General features: G+C 41.3%; 21 protein-coding genes and 1 riboswitch. Of the genes, 1 reads left to right on the top strand and 20 read right to left on the bottom strand.

Going from position 1 to position 21,416, the window contains the following annotated elements:
- Window positions 1–199: 199 nt before the first annotated feature.
- Genes K364_RS0121685 through K364_RS0121660 form a run of 6 tightly spaced genes read right to left on the bottom strand, consistent with a single transcriptional unit; the run spans window position 200 to window position 5,964 of the window.
- Window positions 200–1,117: an MOSC domain-containing protein gene (locus K364_RS0121685; RefSeq protein ID WP_028309743.1), complete on the bottom strand. Its 918-nt coding sequence runs from the start codon at window positions 1,115–1,117 to the stop codon at window positions 200–202.
- A 37-nt stretch (window positions 1,118–1,154) separates the two neighbouring features.
- Window positions 1,155–1,646, bottom strand: coding sequence for a cyclic pyranopterin monophosphate synthase MoaC (moaC, locus tag K364_RS0121680; RefSeq protein ID WP_028309742.1), 492 nt, complete (start codon window positions 1,644–1,646; stop codon window positions 1,155–1,157).
- Window position 1,647: 1 nt separating this feature from the next.
- Window positions 1,648–2,622, bottom strand: a complete 975-nt coding sequence (gene moaA, locus K364_RS0121675) for a GTP 3',8-cyclase MoaA (protein WP_028309741.1) — start codon at window positions 2,620–2,622, stop codon at window positions 1,648–1,650.
- Window positions 2,595–4,562 carry a molybdopterin biosynthesis protein gene (locus tag K364_RS25230; protein WP_051534317.1) on the bottom strand — a complete coding sequence of 656 codons (1,968 nt, stop codon included), beginning with the start codon at window positions 4,560–4,562 and terminating at the stop codon, window positions 2,595–2,597. The genes moaA and K364_RS25230 overlap by 28 nt, the downstream gene beginning before the upstream one ends.
- Before the next feature lie 5 nt (window positions 4,563–4,567).
- Entirely contained in the window at window positions 4,568–5,785 is a 1,218-nt protein-coding gene (locus K364_RS0121665) for a molybdopterin molybdotransferase MoeA (RefSeq protein ID WP_035270640.1), read from the bottom strand.
- Window positions 5,785–5,964, bottom strand: a complete 180-nt coding sequence (locus K364_RS0121660; protein ID WP_028309739.1) for a hypothetical protein — start codon at window positions 5,962–5,964, stop codon at window positions 5,785–5,787. The genes K364_RS0121665 and K364_RS0121660 overlap by 1 nt, the downstream gene beginning before the upstream one ends.
- Before the next feature lie 103 nt (window positions 5,965–6,067).
- Window positions 6,068–6,184: riboswitch (molybdenum cofactor riboswitch) on the bottom strand.
- A 55-nt stretch (window positions 6,185–6,239) separates the two neighbouring features.
- Between K364_RS0121660 and K364_RS0121655 the strand changes: the two genes are divergently transcribed.
- The gene (locus K364_RS0121655; RefSeq protein WP_028309738.1) at window positions 6,240–7,061 is read left to right on the top strand and encodes a patatin-like phospholipase family protein; all 822 of its coding nucleotides are present in this window, start codon (window positions 6,240–6,242) and stop codon (window positions 7,059–7,061) included.
- A 105-nt stretch (window positions 7,062–7,166) separates the two neighbouring features.
- On the opposite strand, the gene fdhF is transcribed toward K364_RS0121655, so the two are convergent.
- The 14 genes from fdhF to alr all read right to left on the bottom strand — a co-directional run bounded on the left by fdhF (window position 7,167) and on the right by alr (window position 21,414).
- Window positions 7,167–9,857, bottom strand: a complete 2,691-nt coding sequence (fdhF, locus tag K364_RS26485; protein WP_084296146.1) for a formate dehydrogenase subunit alpha — start codon at window positions 9,855–9,857, stop codon at window positions 7,167–7,169.
- Between the two features lie 67 nt (window positions 9,858–9,924).
- Window positions 9,925–11,712: an NADH-quinone oxidoreductase subunit NuoF gene (nuoF, locus tag K364_RS0121640; protein WP_028309735.1), complete on the bottom strand. Its 1,788-nt coding sequence runs from the start codon at window positions 11,710–11,712 to the stop codon at window positions 9,925–9,927.
- A gap of 15 nt (window positions 11,713–11,727) precedes the next feature.
- The gene (nuoE, locus tag K364_RS0121635; protein ID WP_028309734.1) at window positions 11,728–12,219 is read right to left on the bottom strand and encodes an NADH-quinone oxidoreductase subunit NuoE; all 492 of its coding nucleotides are present in this window, start codon (window positions 12,217–12,219) and stop codon (window positions 11,728–11,730) included.
- Window positions 12,220–12,499: 280 nt separating this feature from the next.
- Entirely contained in the window at window positions 12,500–13,831 is a 1,332-nt protein-coding gene (locus K364_RS0121630) for a radical SAM protein (protein WP_028309733.1), read from the bottom strand.
- 268 nt (window positions 13,832–14,099) lie between these two features.
- On the bottom strand, window positions 14,100–15,107 hold the full coding sequence (gene tsaD, locus K364_RS0121620) for a tRNA (adenosine(37)-N6)-threonylcarbamoyltransferase complex transferase subunit TsaD (protein ID WP_207640898.1): 1,008 nt from the start codon (window positions 15,105–15,107) through the stop codon (window positions 14,100–14,102).
- Window positions 15,108–15,111: 4 nt separating this feature from the next.
- Complete coding sequence (gene rimI, locus K364_RS25225; RefSeq protein WP_051534315.1) at window positions 15,112–15,603, bottom strand: ribosomal protein S18-alanine N-acetyltransferase; 492 nt, start codon at window positions 15,601–15,603, stop codon at window positions 15,112–15,114.
- Window positions 15,604–16,308 carry a tRNA (adenosine(37)-N6)-threonylcarbamoyltransferase complex dimerization subunit type 1 TsaB gene (gene tsaB, locus K364_RS0121610; protein WP_028309731.1) on the bottom strand — a complete coding sequence of 235 codons (705 nt, stop codon included), beginning with the start codon at window positions 16,306–16,308 and terminating at the stop codon, window positions 15,604–15,606. It abuts the gene before it with no gap.
- Window positions 16,289–16,771, bottom strand: coding sequence for a tRNA (adenosine(37)-N6)-threonylcarbamoyltransferase complex ATPase subunit type 1 TsaE (tsaE, locus tag K364_RS0121605; RefSeq protein ID WP_028309730.1), 483 nt, complete (start codon window positions 16,769–16,771; stop codon window positions 16,289–16,291). Before tsaE ends, tsaB begins: the two co-directional genes overlap by 20 nt.
- Before the next feature lie 106 nt (window positions 16,772–16,877).
- On the bottom strand, window positions 16,878–18,074 hold the full coding sequence (locus K364_RS0121600; protein ID WP_242841766.1) for an amidohydrolase: 1,197 nt from the start codon (window positions 18,072–18,074) through the stop codon (window positions 16,878–16,880).
- A 26-nt stretch (window positions 18,075–18,100) separates the two neighbouring features.
- Window positions 18,101–18,802, bottom strand: a complete 702-nt coding sequence (locus K364_RS0121595; RefSeq protein WP_028309728.1) for a gamma-glutamyl-gamma-aminobutyrate hydrolase family protein — start codon at window positions 18,800–18,802, stop codon at window positions 18,101–18,103.
- A 77-nt stretch (window positions 18,803–18,879) separates the two neighbouring features.
- Window positions 18,880–19,230 carry a type II toxin-antitoxin system PemK/MazF family toxin gene (locus tag K364_RS0121590; protein ID WP_028309727.1) on the bottom strand — a complete coding sequence of 117 codons (351 nt, stop codon included), beginning with the start codon at window positions 19,228–19,230 and terminating at the stop codon, window positions 18,880–18,882.
- A 1-nt stretch (window position 19,231) separates the two neighbouring features.
- Window positions 19,232–19,507, bottom strand: coding sequence for a CopG family ribbon-helix-helix protein (locus K364_RS0121585; RefSeq protein WP_028309726.1), 276 nt, complete (start codon window positions 19,505–19,507; stop codon window positions 19,232–19,234).
- A 96-nt stretch (window positions 19,508–19,603) separates the two neighbouring features.
- The gene (locus tag K364_RS0121580; RefSeq protein ID WP_028309725.1) at window positions 19,604–20,173 is read right to left on the bottom strand and encodes a xanthine phosphoribosyltransferase; all 570 of its coding nucleotides are present in this window, start codon (window positions 20,171–20,173) and stop codon (window positions 19,604–19,606) included.
- A 122-nt stretch (window positions 20,174–20,295) separates the two neighbouring features.
- Window positions 20,296–21,414 carry an alanine racemase gene (gene alr / locus K364_RS0121575; RefSeq protein WP_242841765.1) on the bottom strand — a complete coding sequence of 373 codons (1,119 nt, stop codon included), beginning with the start codon at window positions 21,412–21,414 and terminating at the stop codon, window positions 20,296–20,298.
- Between the last annotated feature and the right edge of the window lie 2 nt (window positions 21,415–21,416).

Here is a 21,416-nt window from a genome sequence, read left to right as displayed (position 1 = left end):
CTACTGCTAAATTGATTGGCATTTTATATGTTTTTAATAATAATGTAAAAGTGAACTTTTTATATGTATTACTTCTACTTATTATTGTTATTTCCTTCTATACTAAGTATTTTTTTAAATGTTTTTTGTTTTATTTAAAGAGAAAAAAAGACACCCAACTCTAGTTTGAGTGTCTTTACCTATTCTTATTTGTTCGTAGTCACCTTGCACACTCTGAGCCCTTGCCGGTTAAAATCTCCAGCCCATGACCTAATACTGGCAGCACCACATCCAGACATTCAGAAACAGCCTTTGGGCTGCCTGGTAAATTGATAATCAGGGTTTGCTTTCTAATTCCTGCCGCAGCCCTTGAAAGCATGGCCATTGGGGTTATTTTATAGCTGGCAGCCCTCATTGCCTCAGGTATGCCTGGAACTGCTCTGTCACATAGAGATAAAGTTACTTCTGGAGTTATGTCTCTTAGGCTAAAACCAGTACCTCCAGTAGTAAGAATTAAGTCCACCTTTATTTCATCTGCCATTTCCTTAAGTGCCTTTTCCAGATCCTCCTTCTCATCAGGAACTATCCTATAATCAACCACATCAGCAAGGCCCTTTAGTTTTTCCATGATAACCTCTCCGCTTTTGTCTTCTCTCTCACCCCTGGCACCTTTATCACTGGCCGTAATGATGCCAAGCCTATATCCCGGAACTACAGTAATTTCATCTTCTACTTTGATTTCACCACCTATCAACACCTCTGCAAATATTCCTTCCTTTGGCATGACACAATCCCCTGCCTGGTGATAAATGGCGCATCTTGTATGGCACTCCTTACCTATCTGGGTTACCCTGAGCAAGGCCTCGCTGCCAATTTTAAATCTAGAACCAACAGGCAATGCCAATAGATCTATTCCCTGGGTAGTGATATTTTCAGCAAAGTCTCCTGGACCCACATCAAGACCCATGCGCTGCATCTTTTCAATACTCTCAAGGGCAAGGAGACTAACCTGCCTGTGCCAGTCTCCTGCGTGGGCATCACTTTCCAGGCCCCTTCCTGCAATCAAGGTTCCTTCATCTACATTGGTCTTTCTTTGACCCTTTTTTTCCGAAACACAAACAGCAACTACCTTTGCCAAATAATCCACCTCCAATATCCCATGTCTCATATCCATGTCAGGTGCCTGAGATGGTATGTCGTATATAGGTTCCGCTTTTGCCTCCCGTTTTTTCAAGCAGACAAATATCACCAATAACCATGTCCTTATCTATGGCCTTACACATATCATATATTGTCAATGCTGCAGCAGAAGCAGCTGTAAGGGCCTCCATTTCGACACCAGTCTGTCCCATTGTTTTTACTGTTGCCATGATCTTTATTGAATTACTGTCTTTTTCAAAATCAAAATCCACACTGCATTTGGTAAGCATAAGGGGATGACACATTGGTATGAGTTCTGAGGTTTTTTTTGCAGCCATTATTCCTGCTACCCTGGCCACACCTAAAACATCCCCTTTGCCAATTTTGCCTTCTTCGATAGTCCTTAGAGTTTCCTGCTTCATGGATATTCTTCCCTGGGCTGTCGCCGTTCGCGCAGTTGGGTTCTTACCAGATACATCCACCATGATAGCATTTCCAGTCTTGTCAAAATGGGTTAAACCTTCCATCCTAACCTCCAATCTGGGACATTAACCTGTTCTGGCCATATTCCCATAGGTTCATGTTGTGACCTGAGGGTTTTGCATTAATTGCCTCCAAAAACACATCTCTTAATGCTTTCTGGGAGCCTTTCCCCCTTAATACGCCTATTAAATCCACCTCAAAACCACTATCAAGGCATGGTTTAATTTTGCCATCTGCAGTCACCCTGAGTCTGTTGCATTTATGGCAAAAATGATTGGTTACCGCACCAATGAAACCAATAGTACCTTTACCTCCTGGCAGTACAAATTGATCAGCAGGTCCATTGGCCTTCACCTTTGATGATGGCAGCAGACCATAGGCCTCTATGAGCTGTTTTTTTAAAGGCTCAAGGGGCAAATAGCCATCCTGCTTCTTCTGACCTTCTCCAATGGGCATTAACTCAATAAATCTAATATGGAGTGGTTTGCCTTCTGCCAATAAGACAAATTTGTGAATCTCATCATTATTAAAACCATCTACTAAAACACAGTTTATTTTTACAGGCTCAAGGCCTAATTCCAATGCCACATCAATACCGTCTAAAACCTGGTTTACATCTCCACCCCTGGTAATCTGCTGATACTTTTGTGCATCAAGGGTGTCCAGTGAAATGTTAATTCTATCCAGGCCAGCCTTTTTCAAGGCAGGGCCAAGTGATTTTAACAGGGTTCCATTGGTAGTTAGACTAAGCTCCTCTAAACCGCTAATCCCTTTTATCATTGCAACAAGATCCACAATACCCTTTCTAACTAAAGGCTCTCCTCCTGTCAGCCTGATTTTTTTTATGCCCATGGAAACAGCTGCTTGAGAAATTAAATGGAGTTCTTCCAAGGTAAGTATTTCCTCATGCTTTTTAAGGCTGACTCCTTCCTCGGGCATGCAGTAGAGACAACGCAGATTACATCTATCAGTTACACTAAGTCGTAAATAATCTATATTTCTTGCAAATTGATCTCGCATAACATCCCCTCCTCCACAGGGAAACTAGACCATACTATTTTTCCTGTTTGTTTTGTTCCATACCCTCCCAGTTTGCTTACTTGTTCTTTAAATTCTTCACTGCAGATAATATGCAGCAGCTTCTTTATCCTTTCATCCTTCAAGAATACCTTGGGTATACAGATGTCATATCGCTCCTCTATAAGGGGAACAAAGTCCAGATCCAGGGCTTGTGCAGCTGCCATTATCCCCATGCCCACATGGGCCGTATTTGCTGCAATAGCTGCCGCAACTGCCAGGTGATTGTACTCTTCCTTTCTGTATCCAGAGATCTGGCTTTCTTTAATACCTTCCTTTGCAAGTAGGTAATCCAGCAGTATTCTGGTTCCTGCACCCTTTTGCCGATTAATGAACTTGATATTAGGTTCAGTTAAGGCTTCTAATCCCCTGATTTTAAGGGGATTGCCCTTGGCTACCATTAAACCCTGCTGACGATAAACCAGATTCACCAGCAGAACCTCCTCATCTGGCAAAAGTCTTTTTACATATGATACATTGTATTCTCCTGTTTCTGGATCAAGCAAATGCATGCCGGCCGAATGGGCCTCTCCGCGCTTTAAGGCCGAAATGCCCCCCAGGCTGCCTACATGGCTGGATGAAAGTGAATACCCAGGATAAAATTTGTGAAATAAATCGTTAACCACATCTAGTGTTAAGTCATGACTTCCACACATTAAGACAGCTTTTTCTATTACTCCCAAAGGCTTTAGTAGCTCTGCTTCAACAGGAATATCAACCTCTATACCCTCAGATAAACGAGGCACCCTTAAAATACCATCTGCCCTTACCAAAGACATCATTACACCTGCACCTCTTTCCAGGGGTGCTGCCACCAGCCTTTCTCCAACCCTGCCTATCTTCACCCTTATCATTTCCTCCATACCAAGGGTTGAATAAAGGGGTTTAGCTACCGTCACCTTTACCTTTTGTCTCTCCTTCATTTCAGTTCCCAGCTTCCTGTATATTAACGGCTTAACAAACAGCTCAAAGGTAAGTGCCGATGAAACTGGATAGCCTGGAATACCTATTACAGGCCTTCCGGAAGCTATACCAAGGACAACTGGTTTGCCTGGTTTAATAGCAATTCCATGGGTATATACCCTTCCCAGTTCCTCAATAATCGAGGAGGTATAATCATCCCGACCTGCCGATGACCCGGCATTTATCACCACAATATGGCATTTATCCAGGGCCTGAATAACCACCTCTTTAATTTTGTCATATTTATCAGGTATAATAGGAAAAACTTCAGCCCTTCCGTGCCACTGGACAACAAGACCAGACATTACCCTGCTGTTAAACTCAACTATGTCTCCCGGCTTTAGCTGGGTCCCTGGCTCAACCAACTCGTCTCCCGTTGGGATAATACCTACCACTGGTTTAATTTTTACCCTAACCCTGTCAACATTGGCAGCTACCATTGCTCCAACATCATAAGGCCTTATCCCATGGTTTGAGGGTAAAAGCATCTCCTGCTTTACCATATCCTCCCCAATTGCTCTAACATGCTGCCAGGGAAAGGCCGGGGCAATAATCTGGAACCTGTTGTCATCTATAAAATTTACATGTTCTATCATTATTACCGCATCAAATTCATCTGGAATGGGATCTCCTGTATCCACAACTACCCCATCAGCTCCAAGTTTTAAAGTAACAGGATTTGTTTCTGCCGCACCAAATGTTTTTGACGCAATAACTGCTACTCCATCCATAGCAGAAGCACGATAATGGGGGGTTGAAACCCTGGCATATACGGGCTGGGAAGTGATTCTGCCGAGACTTTCATCAACTAAAATCTCCTCATCCTCCTGCACAAAAAAATTGGTCAGTTCTAATTCTTCAATTAAATTTTGCAGTGCTTCATCCCTAGACCTGTTCTCTAGATAAATCTTTCTCCCCATCCTTTTCACCTGCCCCCGTATAATTCTACTTCTACCTTTTCACCTGCTGCTATTCCTTCTTTATCCAATGGTATTACCACAAAGCCTTCACTGTCTAACATGGTTGATATTAGTCCTGATTTGCCTAAAATAGGCTCAGCTTTTAAATATCCGCTCTCTTCTATTAGCCTTACCCTTACATAATCCTGCCTCCCTGGGGAAGAAGCCACATTAGAACCCATGATGGCAGTACATTTAGGTGCCTTTGATTTATCTGTTAAGAAAGGGCCTATGATAACATCAAAAACAACCATGGCTGAAACAGGATGACCTGGCAGCCCCACAATAAGCTTATCCCCATTGGCAGCAGCCAGGGTTGGTTTGCCCGGCTTAATTGATATGCCATGGAAAAGCTGCTTGAAGCCGGGCAGCTCCTCCAATACTCTAGCTGTTAAGTCCTTGGTTCCAACAGAGCTTCCACCAGATAAAACAACTATATGATTTTCATTAAGTGCCCTTTCTGTTGTTTTTTTAAGCATCTGGAATTCATCAGGAACTATTCCATAAAAGCTGGCTTCCGCATTCATTTCCTTTACAAGGCCATATATGGTATAAGAATTAATATCCCTTATCTTTCCTGGCTGCAGTTCTTTAATTTCAGGTGCCACAATTTCGTTGCCCGTGCTTAGAATGCCAATTTTTATTCTGTTAAATACAGGGACCTTTGTAATCCCTATTCCTGCAAGTACACCTAAATCCTGGGGTCTAATAATGCTGTTTTTACAGCACACCCTTTGCCCTTCTTTCACATCTTCTCCTTTAAATATAACATTTTCTCCTGGAGCTACGGGTTTGAGTATACCAATTGTATTATCATCCAACCATTCAGTTTCCTCAAGCATTACAACAGCATCACTTCCCCCAGGCAAGGCTCCTCCAGTAGCAATTTTAAAAGCCTCCTCTGGGTTAAGGACTGCATTAGGAACTTCTCCCATTTTAATATCTCCCACCACCTGCAAATAGCTGGGCTGGGAAGGGGAAGCTCCAAAGGTATCAAAGGAGCTTACTGCAAATCCGTCCATTGTGGATCTTGTAAACCCGGGAATTGACTCCCTGGAATAAATATCCTCTGCAAGGCACCTGCCTAATGCATTAAGCAAGTCCACCCTTTCAATACCAAGAGACGGTTTAAAGTTTTTATTGATAATAGCTATTGCTTCATCCACTGTTAAAACATTGAGCATTAAAAACACCCCAATTGACATTTATGAATCTTTATTTTCAGCTCATCGGCAGCGGCTCCCACATCACTATAGGAAACCTTCAAGTCTTCTGCCAGCTTCCTTGCCTGAGCACAGGTTATTTTTCCGTCCTTAACAATATACTGCATTTCTCTGGCTATCTTGTCCAACTGTTCAACCATCTTATACACCTCCCTATTTTATTACATGAGGAGCACCAATAAACCCATTCCCATGATAGCCCCCTCTGTACAGCAAAATAAAAAACACCTATTCAGGAAAGGTGCCTTATATTCAAGTCCTCCTTTCCAAATACGGGAGGCATTAAGGTTTCCCCTAATACCTACAGGTCAAAAGTCATAGCAAAAGCCTTAGACTTATTGACTCGGAGATAGTTCTATTCTTTTGTAACACCCTTACGCTTAGCTGCATACATTACATAAGGAGAGTGATTACATTGAAATTTGGTCTTGCCCTCAGTGGCGGTGGTATCCGTGGAGCCGTCCACATAGGAATCCTCCAGGGTCTTTTAGAAAACGCATTGTATCCAGATATTATTGCCGGCAGTAGTGCCGGTTCAATAGTTGGACTATTATACTGCTCAGGAATACCGCCAGCAAAAATGGTGTCGCTAGTATCACAATATGAAAACAGTCTTTTATCTAAAGGGTATTCTACACAAGCTTTAAAGTTTCCTGCAGGCTTAATCAAGGGTGATTACATAGAAGTAGCCTTAAGAGCCTTAACCAGGGGTAAGAGCTTTAATCAGCTTTCACCAAAGCTGGCTGTGGTTACCACAAACGTGGAAACCGGCAGGGGAATAGTATTTACCAGTTCAGACCTGGCCAAAGCCAGAGCAAAGGATTATACTTTTTCAAGTCAGGCTCAACCCTGGGAGGCAGTAAGAGCCAGTATTTCAATACCAGCCATATTTGTTCCAAAAAAAATAGGTAAGGATACCCTTGTAGATGGTTCTCTGGTAAGTCATGTGCCTGCTGACATCTTAAAGCACTTGGGTGCAGAAAAAATAGTAGGTGTAAATCTAAACTTTGGCTTATCCTCTAATATAGACAGTGCACCTCATCTTATAATGCAGACAATCAGCATCATGGGCAAACGACTTAGCGAAACAATTCTTACATCCTACGCTAATATAATAATAGAGCCTAATACAGGAAAAGTCAACTTCTGGGAGATTAATAAAACTACCGAATTGGTGGAAATAGGTAAAAAAGCTGTTTATGAGAATCTAACAGCTCTTAAAGAGTTGTTAGTTTAAGATAGGGCCTTACCTGTAATGCAGGCAAGGCCCCTTATTCTTGAAATTTGGGGACATTCCTGCCTTGGAGAATAACTCCATCTTCAGCAGGTGTGTCCCCTTTCCTTAAATTTTTTCTAGCTTTACTGCACATACCTTTAGCTCAGGTATCTTGGCCTTTGGATCATAGGCAGTATTTGTCAGCTTGTTGATAGCTGCTTCTTTAAAGTGGAAGGATCCAAATACCAGACCAGGCTGAACCCTATCAGTTACCTCTACAGTTGATTCAATGCTTCCCCTGCGGGATGACAGCCTGATTCTGTCACCAGTCTGCAGGCAGTACTTCCTGGCTTCTGCCGGGTTAATCTCAATTCTTTCTTCAGGAAGCTTCCAATCCAAGCCCGCAGAGCGTCTGGTCATGGTGCCGGTATGATAGTGCCACAGCTTCCTTCCAGTTGTCAGTACAAGGGGATATTCCTCATCTGTCTGCTCTGCAGGAGGAACATATTCAACAAAGAACATCTTTCCCTTACCCCTTGTAAACTTCCCAGAATGGAGAAAGACAGTACCTGGATGATCTGCTGTTGGGCACGGCCACTGTAAGCCATCCTTCTCCTGTGCCAATCTTTTATAGCTTATACCTCCATAAGAGGGAGCAACAGCTGCTATCTCATCCATGATCTCTGCTGGCGAGGAGTAGTTCATTGGATAACCCATTTCCTGTGCTATTAGCTGTATAATCTCCCAATCAGGCTTGCTGTTTCCAACAGGCTCAATGGCTTTATTCACCCTCTGCACCCTTCTTTCAGTATTGACAAAGGTACCGTCCTTTTCTGCAAAGCTGGCCGCTGGCAGTACAACATCTGCAAGCTGGGCAGTCTCTGTTAGGAAGATATCCTGAACAACTAGAAATTCCAATTTTTCTAGAGCTTCAACAACATGATTTGTATCAGGATCGCTAATAGCAGGGTTTTCACCTATAATATACATGGACTTGATAGTTCCATGTCTCGCCTCTTTAAACATTTCCCCAAGGGTTAAGCCTGGATTTGGGTTTAACTGGACTCCCCAGGCTTTTTCAAATTTGGCTCTAACTTCTGGATCATTTACAGGCTGATATGCAGGGTAAACATTTGGAAGACCACCCATATCACAGGCACCTTGAACATTGTTTTGTCCACGAAGTGGGTTAACACCTGTAGATTTTCTGCCAATGTGTCCAGTTAAAAGGGCCAGGTTAGCAATTCCCAGGACATTGTCTGTACCGGTAATATGCTGGGTAATCCCCATGGTATAAAGGATTGTTGACTTTTCAGAAACAGCATAGTCTCTGGCAACCTGCCTGATAACATCTGCAGCAACGCCTGTAATGCTCTCAGCGTATTCAGGAGTGTATTTTTCAATACCTGCCTTTAATTCCTCAAAGCCTTCTGTTCTTTCCTCTACAAATTCCTTATTATATAATTCTTCCTTGATAATGACATGGGCCATGGCATTTAATAATGCCAGGTCGCTGCCTGCAGCAATTGGCAGATAGGTATGTGCCAGCTCTGCCATTTCAGTCTTTCTTGGATCGGCCACCACCAGTTTTGCACCACTGTCAAGGGCCTTTCTAACTTTCAAACTAATAATTGGATGGGTTTCTGTGGTATTTGTTCCACTAGCGAATATGAAGTCAGCATCTGCTATCTCATCAATTGAATTAGTCATTGCTCCACTACCAAATGCAGCCGCTAGACCAGCGACAGTAGCAGAGTGTCAGAGACGGGCGCAGTGATCAATGTTGTTAGTCCCTATCACCGCGCGTGCGAATTTACCAAAAACGTAATTATCCTCAGTGGTAACCCTTGCTGATGTTAAGGCAGCAAAGCTGTCATTGCCATACTGCTCTTTAACCTTGGATAGTTTTCCAGCAGTAAATTTAATGGCTTCCTCCCAGGTTGCTTCTCTAAATTTACCATTTTCCTTAATCAGCGGCGTCTTTAATCTATCTGGATGCTGAATAAAGCTATAACCAAAGCGTCCTTTAACACAAAGGGCCCTTCCATTAACCGTACCCTCTTCTGTGGAGGTCACCCCAAGGATTTTTCCAGCTTTAACATTAAGTTCAATTGTACATCCTGTGCCACAGTATGGGCAGATGGTTTTCACCTTCTCAAGCTCCCACTTTCTTGCCCTGCCCATCATATCCTTTTCAATTATAGCGCCTACCGGACATACAGATACACAGCTTCCACAGAAAACACAATCAGTTTTCTCAAGATCCTTACCTAGTGTAGGAACCACACTGGTCTGGAAACCCCTATTTGCCCATCCATAAATATGTCTTCCCACAACTTCATCACAAACTCTAACACACTTGCCACAAAGGATACATTTATTGTTATCTCTAAATATAAAGGGATTTGTATCATCAAATTCATGACAAGTTACTTCACCCTTATAAGATACCTCTCTAATTCCATATTCATAAGCATAATCCTGTAAGCGGCATTCCCCGCTTTTTTCACAGGTCATACAGTCATTAGGATGATTTGCAAGGAGCAGCTCTAGAATTGTTTTCCTTGCTTCTAAAACCTCTGGTGTTGCAGTATTAACAACCATGCCTTCCCATACTTCTGTAACACAGGAAGCAGGTAAATTCCTTGCGCCTTCAATGGAAACAACACATAAGCGACAGGCCCCAGGACTTGTCAATTCCTTATCATAACAAAGATTGGGAATATTTATTCCTGTCAGGCGAGCTGCCTCAAGAACTGTAATTCCTGAAGGCACCTGTACCTGTTTCCCATCAATAGTTAAGGATACATTACCCATTTTAGACACCCTCCTTTTTTACTAATATTTCTCCTTTAGAAAGTGAAAGCTCCATTAATACTAGATTTTAAGCTAAATATATAGCGCCTTTTTTACACTTGGTAATACAGACACCACATCTTGTGCATTTATCAGGATCAATAAAGTGAATTTCTTTCTTTTCCCCTGTAATTGCATTAACAGGACAGCTCCTTGCACATAAAGTACATCCGTTACAAAGATCTGGATTAATCCTGTAGGTTACCAGCTCTTTACATGCACCAGCGGGGCACTTCTTGTCTTTTATGTGTGCCCAATATTCATCTTCAAAGTACCTTAAAGTTGAAAGCACCGGGTTTGGTGCTGTCTGACCCAATCCGCATAATGAAGTCTTTTTAATGTTTTCACCTAGTTTTTTTAGAATTTCTATATCTTCAGGTACTCCTGCACCCTCGGTAATTCTAATTAGTATCTCAAGCATTCTCTTGGTGCCTTCCCTGCAGGGCGTGCATTTGCCGCATGATTCCTTTTGTGTAAAGTTTAAAAAGAACCTGGACAGGTCAACCATACAAGTTTTTTCATCCATGATGACAAGCCCTCCTGAGCCCATCATGGCCCCTGCTTGTGTCAGGGAATCATAATCAACTGGCAGATCTAAAAGCTCTGAGGGAATACATCCACCAGAGGGTCCGCCAATTTGTACGGCTTTAAATTGGCCATTATCCTTGATACCTCCGCCTATATCAAAGATTATTTTCCTGATACTAATCCCCATGGGAACTTCCACCAGGCCAGTATTATTAACTTTACCTGTTAAAGCAAAAACCTTTGTTCCCTTGCTTTTTTCTGTTCCTATACCTGCAAACCACTCTGCACCTTTTCTAAAAATCACCGGAATATTACCGAAGGTTTCTACATTGTTAATTGTGGTAGGTTTATCCCATAGGCCTTTTGTAGCAGGATAGGGAGGTCTTACTTTAGGCATTCCCCTGTTGCCTTCTATTGAAATTAACAGGGCAGTTTCTTCACCACAAACAAATGCTCCTGCACCAGCTTTAATATTCAGTTTAAAGCTAAAGTTTGTACCCAGAATATTAGTCCCAAGGTAGCCCCTTTCTTCAGCCTGGCTGATGGCTCTCTGCAGCCTCTTTATTGCCAGTGGATACTCAGCTCGAACATATACATAGCCTTCATCTGCCCCAATAGCATAGCCGCAAATGAGCATACCCTCAATAATGATATGGGGGTCCCCCTCCAGAAGGCTTCTATCCATAAAAGCACCAGGGTCACCCTCATCTGCATTACAAACCACATATTTCTTATCACCTTGAGCTTTATAAGTAAATTCCCATTTCAAACCAGTGGAAAATCCGCCACCACCTCTTCCCCTGAGGCCGGATTTTTTAACTTCTTCTATGACTTCTACCTGATTCATATTTTTCAAGACCTTTTCTAAGGCAGCATACCCATCCTGGGCTAGATATTCATCTATATTTTCAGGATTAATATGACCACAATTTTTTAATACAAGCCTCTGTTGCTTATTGTAAAAATCAATGTCATGGAAGGTTTTAGCTTTTTCTTTTTTCTGGGGATCTTCAAATAGCAGCCTATCTATTACCTCATTATTTACTAGTGTTTTATCAACAATCTCATCTATATCCGTTTCTTCTACTCGACAATAAAATAAATCCTCTGGTTCTACAATTAGCAGAGGACCCTGTTCACAAAAGCCGTGGCAGCCAGTAATGACTACTTGAACATCATCCTGCAGCCCTTTTTCTTTAATTGTTTCCTTTAGTTTGGCTTCAACCTTGTTGGAGCCAGAAGAAACACAGCCTGTACCAGCACAAATCAGAATTCGTTTTTTATCCAACTTAAGAGCACCTCCCTACTGATATTGTTTTATCACTTTAGAAACAGCATCAGGAGTTAACCTGCCATGTGTATCGTCATTAATCATAATTACAGGGGCAAGACCGCAGGCCCCAATACAAGCAACTGATTCTAACGTGAATTCCAAGTCTTGCGTTGTCTCGCCGTCTTTTATCTGCAGTGTCTCTTCTAGTTTTTCTAAGATCTTGGCTCCTCCCCTTACATGACACGCAGTTCCTAAACAAATTCTAATGATGTTTCTGCCCCTTGGTTTTAAGTGAAACTGAGCGTAAAAAGTAGCTACACCATAGACCTTGCTTACAGGAATACTGAGCTTTTCCCCAATTTCCACCATGACCTCTTCCGGTAGATACCCATATATATCCTGCGCCTCTTGTAGTACTGGTATTAGCGCTCCTTTTTTACCGCTGTACTTTTTTAGCGCCTCTTCTAGTTGTTGGCTTTTAGGATCCACAACTGTCTGATTGGAACAGCAGCATTGACACATGTTTTTGCCTCCTTCCATTCTCCAAAAACCCAAAATTTATGAATTCACTATAAATTTCAACTGCTAGTAAAATTAAATATATACTAATATTTTACATAAAGTAGGTATAGGTTTTCCAGGAAAAAACCTATAAAAACTGGTATTCGACAATAAATTATAGATTCCTTTTATTAATTAGCCTTACATAAAACATAAAAAAATTAACTTTCACAAAACCTTTCAATGTAAGTAGAATACCTTAATAATTTTTGAAAGTCCATGGTTATCCATGGAAAGGTTATTAAAGTAATATAGTACTTATGCCTGTTTCTTTCTCAACCTCATGATAATAGCAGCCTGTTAAATCCCTGCCCTGCTGGTCAAAGGCTATGGCCGGCAGGACTAATACGTTCCCTTGTGCAGCTCTAGCTCTGATCTTTTCATAAGCCATTAGAAAATCATCAACTGTCAATAAGCCTGCACACACAATTGAGCCGCCAAAAAATAAATTTTCTGTTTCCACAACCTCTGCTTCTGCATCCATGTCTTTTAAAAGCTCCCTGAGAATGGGAGCACCCAGCTTAGAAGCCATAATCCAAATTTTTTTTCTTCTATTCCTAATACAAATTCTTCTAATATCCTCTCTAATTGAGCTGTCAATGTCATAGTCCATTACAAGTCCCGAGGCTTCCCCTGCTGCTTTAAGCATCTCTATGTGAATCCCAGTTCCCTTCCTTAAAAGCTTTAAATTCGTATTGGCCTTTTTTCTCACAAGGCTAAAAGCGTCATATCTTGTTAAAACATTAACACCATCCACCTGTTTTATAATATCCCCCTTGATAATTCCGCATAAAGCAGCTGGTGAATTCTTGATAACTCCAATTACTTCAGGTTCCAAATTGGTAATAAGGGACGGCTCCAGGGTTATTGGAATACTGTATCTTGTTCTAAGCTTTTCCACACTATCCCTTAGTTCATATTCATAACTTTGGGGAAACCTAAGGCTTTGTGGTGCTAATTTTGTATGACCAGGAAGAAACACACGTATTGTTGAGCCAGCATTTTTGTCCACCAGGGCGATGGTTTCCTCAAGCTCCTCCCAGCCTGTCAACCAGTTCATGGCCACCAGGCTTCCATGATAATTGATTGAGTGGGATGCCAGTTTTCCCAGGACATATTCAGGATTATTTGTTACTCTGCTGCCCATGATGATTTTTCTGTTTTTTGGGTTTATACAGTTTATTGAGTAGTTTATCTCTAATGGTTTAATATCTGTTAAAAACTTAAACCATTCATCATCAAGGATTATGCCATTAGTGGTGATTGACAGGGGTGTATCTGGGAAAGTGCGTCTTAATTTAGATAAAATTTCCTTAAAATTCGGATTGCAGAAGGGTTCCCCTTCTATAAGCCTTGTAGCCGATTCCCCGATGATGATTTTCTTGTTCTTGTCCAAAAAAGACAGCAGCAAATCAATGGTCTCCATGGATAGGCTGCCAAAACTGTATACCTGTAAATTGCCGGGGTTTTGTTTATGGGAACAAAAAATACACGAGGTGTTGCATACTGAGGTGACCGGTAAGATATTAAATTTATGGACATTTTGTAATAGTAATTGTTTTTGATAATCCATTTTGTCTTTTTATGTTAACCTGCTTTCCACACTTTTTCTTACAGCATACTCTTTATCCACAGTATTTATCCACATATCCACAGGCAATCGAACCTTTATTCTATAATCCATCATCCACAGTCAAGTTAATTGACCCCCAAAACCTGAAGGAGTTTTCCACATTCCTCACAATTACATGTTACTAATTATTCCTAACAGGTACTTAAGTCCTAAGTATTTATGGGACCTGGTACCTGTAAATGGCTTGCAATTAGATTTAGAAATCCTGTCACATTTCAAGCTCCATCTGGAGATTGGGAACAGCATTAAGATCAAGATTGGCGGTTTTGCCCCTTAAAAGGTTGTAATAGCCTGCACAGGCAATCATGGCTGCATTATCTGTGCATAAAACTGGTGATGGATAATATACCTTTATCCCCTTTTTGCCTGCCTCCTGTGTCATCAAGTTTTTAAAATAGGTATTAGCTGCAACTCCACCGGCCAGCACTATGATTTTAACATTTTTGGCTTCTGCAGCCCTGATGGTTTTTGTTATGAGAACCTCAAATATAGCCTTCTGGAAGCTTGCAGCTATATCAGGAACATTTATTTCTTCTCCTATTTGTTCTTTTTTGTGGAGATAATTTATAACTGAAGTCTTTAAACCGCTGAAGCTAAAATCAAAGCTGTTCGGTTCAAGCCATGCCCTTGGGAAGTCAATTGTTTCCTGTCCTTCAAGGGCCATCTTTTCAACAATAGGACCCCCTGGATATCCTAAATTCATCTTCCGGGCAATTTTATCAAAAACCTCTCCAGCGGCATCATCCCTTGTAGCACCCAGTAAGATTCTATGGTCATGGTCTTCCATATAAACAAGACTTGTATGGCCCCCAGAAACCACCAGGCAAACAAGAGGCATCTGGATTGTATGCTCAAGAAAGCTTGCATAAATATGACCATCTAGATGATTTACTCCTATTAATGGTTTGCCAAGGGAATAAGCCAGGGCTTTAGCAGCAGAAACACCCACCAGCAGGGCCCCTGCCAGACCAGGACCATAGGTTACTGCTATTGCGTCAAGCTCCTTAAAAGATATATCAGCCTGGTCCATTGCCTCACTAATTACAGGGATTATATTTTCCAGGTGTTTTCTCGAGGCAATTTCTGGAACAACACCGCCGTAGGGCTGGTGAGTGCTAATTTGACTGGATATGACATTGCTCAATATTTTATTTCCATTGCTGATAACAGCTGCTGATGTTTCGTCACAGCTTGTCTCAATTCCTAAAACCAACATGGTATCACCCCCTGCCTTCATCACAAGATACATAATCATTACTCAACTGAATATTTTTCCACATGATTATGGCATCTTCATTATTATCAGAATAATAACCCTTGCGAATACCTACCTCACGAAAACCCAGGCCCTTGTAAAGGTTTCTTGCAACCATGTTGGATACCCTTACTTCTAAAGTAATTCGATTAGCTCCCAGCTTAAAGGCTTGAATGATAAGCTCTTGGGTAAGTCTTTTGCCATAATTCAATCCCCTGAAGGCAGGGCGGACCGCAATGTTTGTCACATGTGCTTCATCTAAAACCATCCACATTCCTGCATAACCTACTATAGTTTCACCCTGTACAGCAACAAAATAGTGAGCGAAGAGATTATCATGCAGCTCTGCCTCAAAGGCTTTCTTTGACCAGGGACTTGGAAATGAAAACCTTTCCACCTCCAGCACCTGCTCTATATCATCAAACATCATTTTTCTAATTGTATATTCTTCACCCATTTATGTACTCCGTCCCTTTGACTCCAGTTTAATCTCTGCATCTGCCTTTCTTACATAAAGAGGGACCAGATTAATTACATCATCTGCCTCTCCCTTTAACAGACGTCTCCACCCCAGATAGGCAATGTGGGAAGCCCTTGGAAGTCTGTTTGCAGATGAGGGTACTGCAAGCCTGTCCCCAAGGTTTTCTGCAAATATGGAAATAAACTCCTCAATTCCATCTCCCAATAGGGTAACCTGGCTCTGATTTTGTAATCTCTTTATTAGTTCTAGGGGTTCCACTGCCATGTAATCAGAAATTCTTTGCAGTTCTCCCTTGACCATTTTATAGAGGGCAGTATATACTTCGTTACGTTTGGCATTTAATATTGGGCAGATAGTTCCTGTTACTCCCTGGGCGTTAAATGCTACTCCATCAAGGCTGGGAATGCCAACCAGGGGCTTATTTCGAGACCAGGCAAGTGCCTTGCCTGTTGTCATTCCAATTCTTAAACCTGTAAAGGAGCCAGGACCTGAGGAAACAGCCACACCATCTACATTTTCTATTGTCAGCCCTGCCTCCTTTAGGAGTATATCTATCATGGGCATAAGCCTCTGGGAATGGTTTTTGCGGGTATTTAAGATTGCTTCACAAAGCAATTGTCCGTCTTGAAGTAGGGCAATAGTGTTTACTTGAGTAGAGCTATCAATTCCCAATACTATCATGGTTTTTCAACTCCTGTAAAAGCTTTTCATAGGAAGTGCTCTTCCCATGTATTTGCACTGTAATCTTTCTTTCATGAACTCCCTCAGGCACAATATTTAAAATAAGTCTATCTTCAGGGAGCAGATCCTCAATAAGCTCGGGCCACTCAATTACTGTTACTCCATCCCCTGCCGGAAGATAATCTTCAACTCCCAGATCAATCATCTCATCCAGGCTTTCTATTCTATAAGTATCAATATGATATAGCTTGTACTTACCCTCATATTCATTGATAATTGTAAAGGTAGGACTTGTGACATGGCTGTCAATACCGGCTCCCTTAACAATTCCCCTGGTCAGGGTTGTTTTTCCCGCACCCAGATCACCCTTGAGGCAAATTACCATGCCTGGGACCATGTTTTGCCCAATAACTTGTCCCAGCTTTAAAGTTTGTGTCTCATTATTAACATGAAAAGCCATCATTGATCCGAGCCTCCTCCACTACCTCATATAATATCCAATGGCCATTGCCAAAGTAAAGGAAAAAGTAATGAAAACCCACCATGGCAGTGGGCCTTATACTAATAATCTAGTTGTTTTGGTACACTGAGTTACCATTAATAAATACTTCAAGGACTTTTGTTTTTATTTCTAGTGGGTCACCGTCCATAATAACCAGGTCCGCATCCTTGCCCTCCTCTATGCTCCCAACCCTGTTGGATATGCCAAGAATTTCCGCGGCATTTATTGTTATGGCTTTTAACGCCTCATCATAATCCATGCCTGCCTTAACAGCCAGGGCAGCACAAAGTGGCAGATAATTAATGGGAATAACAGGATGATCTGTCATGATTGCTACCTTGACTCCCCTTCTGGATAAAATGCCGGGGGTCTCAAAGGTCCTTTGTCCAAGCTCCACCTTGGCTCTTGATGTAAAGCTGGGTCCGGTAACTACAGGAATGCTTCTGTCGGCAATCTCATCTGCTATTAAATGGGCCTCAGTACCATGCTCAATAATAATTTTAACTTTAAATTCCTCTGCAATACGAATTGCAGTCATAATATCATCTGTTCTATGGGCATGGGCTCTCAAGGGAATTGTACCATCTAGAACCATGCCTAGCGCCTCCATGGCCAGGTCCCTCTCAGGCTTCTTGTCTGGATCACATTTGGCCTTTTGGTTTTTATCCCTGTAGCTCATTGCTTTAACCATTTGTTCTCTCAGCATGGCTGCAGTAGCCATTCGTGTTTTTGGCATTTTTGATTGGTCTCCATATATCCGCTTTGGGTTTTCACCAAATGCCACCTTAAGACCGGCACAGGGGTTTACTGCCATGTTGTCAATAACCAGTCCGTGAGTCTTCATTATAAGTGTGATGCCGCCAATTACATTGGCACTCCCAGGCAGGGTGTGTATGGTAGTAACTCCGGCCTCAAGGGCATCCTTAAAGGCCAGGTCTCCGGGATAAACTGCATCTATTGCCCTTAAAGTAGGGGTAACTGGATTGGATGTCTCATTTAAGTCATCACCCTCTATTCTATACACCTCTTCCATTATGCCTACATGGCAGTGGCTTTCAATGAAGCCGGGGACAACTGTTTTTCCAGCAAGGTCCAGAACCCTGCTTCCTGATGGTATTTGAACGTCAGTGGTCAAACCCACCCTGCTTATTTTATCACCGTCAGCTACTATTGTCCCTTTTTCATATACAGGGCCTGTAACTGTAATGATACGTCCATTTGTCAATGCCAGCAAAATATCACCTTCTTTCATATATTCTATCATTACTCTTGATGTATATTGTATAACCATTATCTAGTGGAGGCTTTAACAAATTCATTAAATATCTGCTGCTGATCCTGAAATCTGTCTGCCATACATTCAGGGTGCCACTGTACACCTAACACAAACTTTTTATTTGGCATTGTAATGGCCTCAACAATCCCATCTGAAGTACTGGCAATGGATACTATGCCATCTGCCAGGCTGCTTACAGCCTGGTGATGAAATGAGTTAACCCTAGCTGTCTCTGATTTAAATATGCCTTCTAGAATTGAGTCTCGAATTATATGTATAGTATGGGTTGGGTACCATTTGGGAGCATATTGTGTATGTTTATATACACCTGGCACCTGGGATAATATATCTTGATATATATTACCTCCCAGGGCAATATTTAATACCTGAACACCCCTGCAAATTGCTAGAATTGGCACGTCTAAGATGATTGCTGCTTGTGTCAGTTTAATTTCAAAGTTATCTCTCCCTGGCGTTATTTCACCCATTCCAATTATTGGTTCTTCACCAAAATATAATGGGTCAACATCAACTCCTCCTGATAATATTATCCCGTCCAGGTTAGACAAATAGTCACTTATATTCTTTTCTATTGATGGAATTAACCAGGGGATGCCCCCCGCCCGTTGTACACATCTTAAATAGTAATTTGTTAAAAAAACCTTGCCCTCTTTGACATCTTCACCACAGGTAATCCCAATTTTTGGTGCAGCCATTTTTATCCCCCCTTGCTTCATTACATATTCTAATGGGAAAATAAAAATGCCTACATCAAGTAGACATGAAAAAACTTTTAGATCTCCGTTAAGCCCAAGCTTATTTCAAGAGCTTTATCCACCTTAATCATAAACTCCTCATCCAAATAAGCCACCTTGTGCTTTAATCGACTTTTATCAATTGTGCGTATTTGTTCTGCCAGGATAACAGAGTTTTTTTCAAGACCACTTTTACTACTTGGCATTTCAATGTGAGTTGGCAGTTTTGCCTTGGAAATCTGTGAAGTGATTGCTAAAACAATGGTGGTGGGACTGTACTGGTTTCCAATATCATTTTGAATGATAAGCACAGGTCTTGTTCCCCCTTGTTCAGAACCAACAACTGGATTTAATTGGGCATAAAAAATATCTCCTCTTCTTACATGCATTCTATTTACACTCCGCTAGTTTCTCTTCATAATATTCCTGTGCTTCATTTTCTACCTCGTAATTTTCCACAGCTAAACATAGATTAATCTGGGCCATCTCCTGATAACCCTTTTTCATCTGCTCCCTAATATTCCTTTTATTTTGTTCAGATATATATAACTTCATAGCTTCCCTAATGAATTCGCTGCGATTTCTTTTTTCTCTATTAGCTAATCCATCTACTTCCTTTAATAGGTTTTCTGGTATACTTATCATAATCCTTTTGACACGAGACAATAAGGGCACCCCCTGCAACAATACTTCCGCGCATATGCTATACTATATTATATCCTTTATGCTATATGTGTTCAAGGACAAATAATAACAATAATTCTATTCAAAGTCAATTTTTCCATCATTCAATGCATTTATACTTACTAGTGTTTCAACCCTCACCCCTAGCTCCCTTAATTGTCTTCCACCTTCCTGGAAGGATTTTTCAATACATATACCAACACCAACTAAATGACAGCCTGCCTGATGGACAATTTCAATCATACCCCTGGCTGCTTCCCCTGTAGCTAAAAAGTCATCAATAATCAATACTCTATCTTCCATCTTTAAATACTTTTTAGCTACAACTATGTCAACAGTTTCGTTTTTGGTATAGGAATGTATTCGGCCGGTAAAAAAGGCTTCACTCATGGTTGAAGGCTTTTTTTTCTTGGCAAAAAGGACAGGCACTTCCAATACAAGACCAGTCATTAATGCTGCTGCAATACCTGATGCTTCAACAGTTAAAACCTTAGTGACTTTCTCGCCATTAAATCTTTCTGCAAACTCCTGGCCAATTTTATACATTAAAACAGGATCCATTTGATGGTTTAGAAAAGAATCTACCTTTAAAATATTTGCCGATAAAACATGACCTTCTTCTAATATTTTTGCTTTTAGCAGTTCCATATTGTTCTCTCCTATATATTTGTTTCCCAATTTTGTAAATATATACGGCAGTAAATATCATTTTATTGCAGTGATAAGCATGTCCCCCTTATCACACTTGAAAATAAGACAAAAGACCGTCCCTATGTCTTATATATCCTTGGTACCCTTTTACTGACCATGCAGACTATCTCATAGTTTATGGTTCCCGTAATTTGGGCAATTTCATCTACACTAACCTCTAGCCCTTTATCATCTGCTCCAAAAAGAATGACTTCATCACCTGGCCGTATACTTTGCGGAACATGGGTTATATCTACCATGAATTGATCCATGCAGACTCTTCCCACAACTGGAGCAAAACTATTATTTATTATAACCTTACCTTTATTCGATAACAAGCGATTATATCCATCGGCATAGCCAATGGGAATAGTTGCTATCCTCTTATTTTCTTGTGCTTTAAAAGTTCTGCCATAACTTACCGTTTCACCCTTGCTAATATCCTTTATATGAGCAATCCTGGCCAGGAATCTCATGACAGGCTTTAGCACTATCCTATCCTTCATGATTAAATCAGGATACAGCCCGTATATACTTATTCCCGCCCTGACCATATCCAGATGTGTATCAGGATAATCAATAATGGCAGCACTATTGGCACAATGCTTAACAGGAAATTCCAAACCTTGACTTTCTAGCTCTGAAATAAAGGCTTTAAATAGATTAAACTGGATTGAAGTAAAGTCTGAGAATCTGTTGTCTGCCTCAGCAAAATGAGTAAAGGCTCCCAGTACTCTTAAGCCCCCTGCGGCAAAAATCTTTTTTATCTCGTCAGCTGACTTTTCAGTGGCTTGAAATCCAAGCCTGTTCATACCTGTATCTATCTTCAAGTGGATATTTATTTTTTCTCCAATACGTTTTGAGACCTTGGAAAGCTGCTCAGCCTGTTCCATGGAAAACACTGTCTGGGTAAGATCGTATCTTACAAGGACATCTCCATACTCATGGGGAGTCCATCCAAAGATCAGTATGGGGGCCTTTACTCCAGCCTCTCTAAGCTCTATACCTTCTTGTATTGCAGCAACTCCCAAATTATCAGCACCGCTTTCCAGGGCTGTTCCAGCAACCTGTACAGCTCCATGTCCATAACCATCAGCCTTTACAACAGCCATGAAGTGCCTTGAATTTGACAGTTTTCTTAATTCCCTAACGTTGTGAGCAAGATTATTAAGATTTATTTCAGCTTTTGCTGGTCGCAAAT

The sequence above is a fragment of the Desulfitibacter alkalitolerans DSM 16504 genome (genome assembly GCF_000620305.1).
GTDB lineage: Bacteria > Bacillota > DSM-16504 > Desulfitibacterales > Desulfitibacteraceae > Desulfitibacter > Desulfitibacter alkalitolerans.
Note: the sequence above shows the minus strand (reverse complement) of the source record. Positions and strands in the feature narration are given on the sequence as shown.

Coding starts and splice junctions, on each gene's coding strand:
- moaC (WP_028309742.1), bottom strand. CDS start 1,646: ATGGAAGGTTTAACCCATTTTGACAAGACTGGAAATGCTATCATGGTG.
- moaA (WP_028309741.1), bottom strand. CDS start 2,622: ATGCGAGATCAATTTGCAAGAAATATAGATTATTTACGACTTAGTGTA.
- K364_RS25230 (WP_051534317.1), bottom strand. CDS start 4,562: ATGGGGAGAAAGATTTATCTAGAGAACAGGTCTAGGGATGAAGCACTG.
- K364_RS0121665 (WP_035270640.1), bottom strand. CDS start 5,785: ATGCTCAATGTTTTAACAGTGGATGAAGCAATAGCTATTATCAATAAA.
- K364_RS0121660 (WP_028309739.1), bottom strand. CDS start 5,964: ATGGTTGAACAGTTGGACAAGATAGCCAGAGAAATGCAGTATATTGTT.
- nuoE (WP_028309734.1), bottom strand. CDS start 12,219: ATGTGTCAATGCTGCTGTTCCAATCAGACAGTTGTGGATCCTAAAAGC.
- K364_RS0121630 (WP_028309733.1), bottom strand. CDS start 13,831: ATGGATTATCAAAAACAATTACTATTACAAAATGTCCATAAATTTAAT.
- tsaD (WP_207640898.1), bottom strand. CDS start 15,107: ATGTTGGTTTTAGGAATTGAGACAAGCTGTGACGAAACATCAGCAGCT.
- rimI (WP_051534315.1), bottom strand. CDS start 15,603: ATGGGTGAAGAATATACAATTAGAAAAATGATGTTTGATGATATAGAG.
- tsaB (WP_028309731.1), bottom strand. CDS start 16,308: ATGATAGTATTGGGAATTGATAGCTCTACTCAAGTAAACACTATTGCC.
- tsaE (WP_028309730.1), bottom strand. CDS start 16,771: ATGATGGCTTTTCATGTTAATAATGAGACACAAACTTTAAAGCTGGGA.
- K364_RS0121600 (WP_242841766.1), bottom strand. CDS start 18,074: ATGATAGAATATATGAAAGAAGGTGATATTTTGCTGGCATTGACAAAT.
- K364_RS0121595 (WP_028309728.1), bottom strand. CDS start 18,802: ATGGCTGCACCAAAAATTGGGATTACCTGTGGTGAAGATGTCAAAGAG.
- K364_RS0121590 (WP_028309727.1), bottom strand. CDS start 19,230: ATGCATGTAAGAAGAGGAGATATTTTTTATGCCCAATTAAATCCAGTT.
- K364_RS0121580 (WP_028309725.1), bottom strand. CDS start 20,173: ATGGAACTGCTAAAAGCAAAAATATTAGAAGAAGGTCATGTTTTATCG.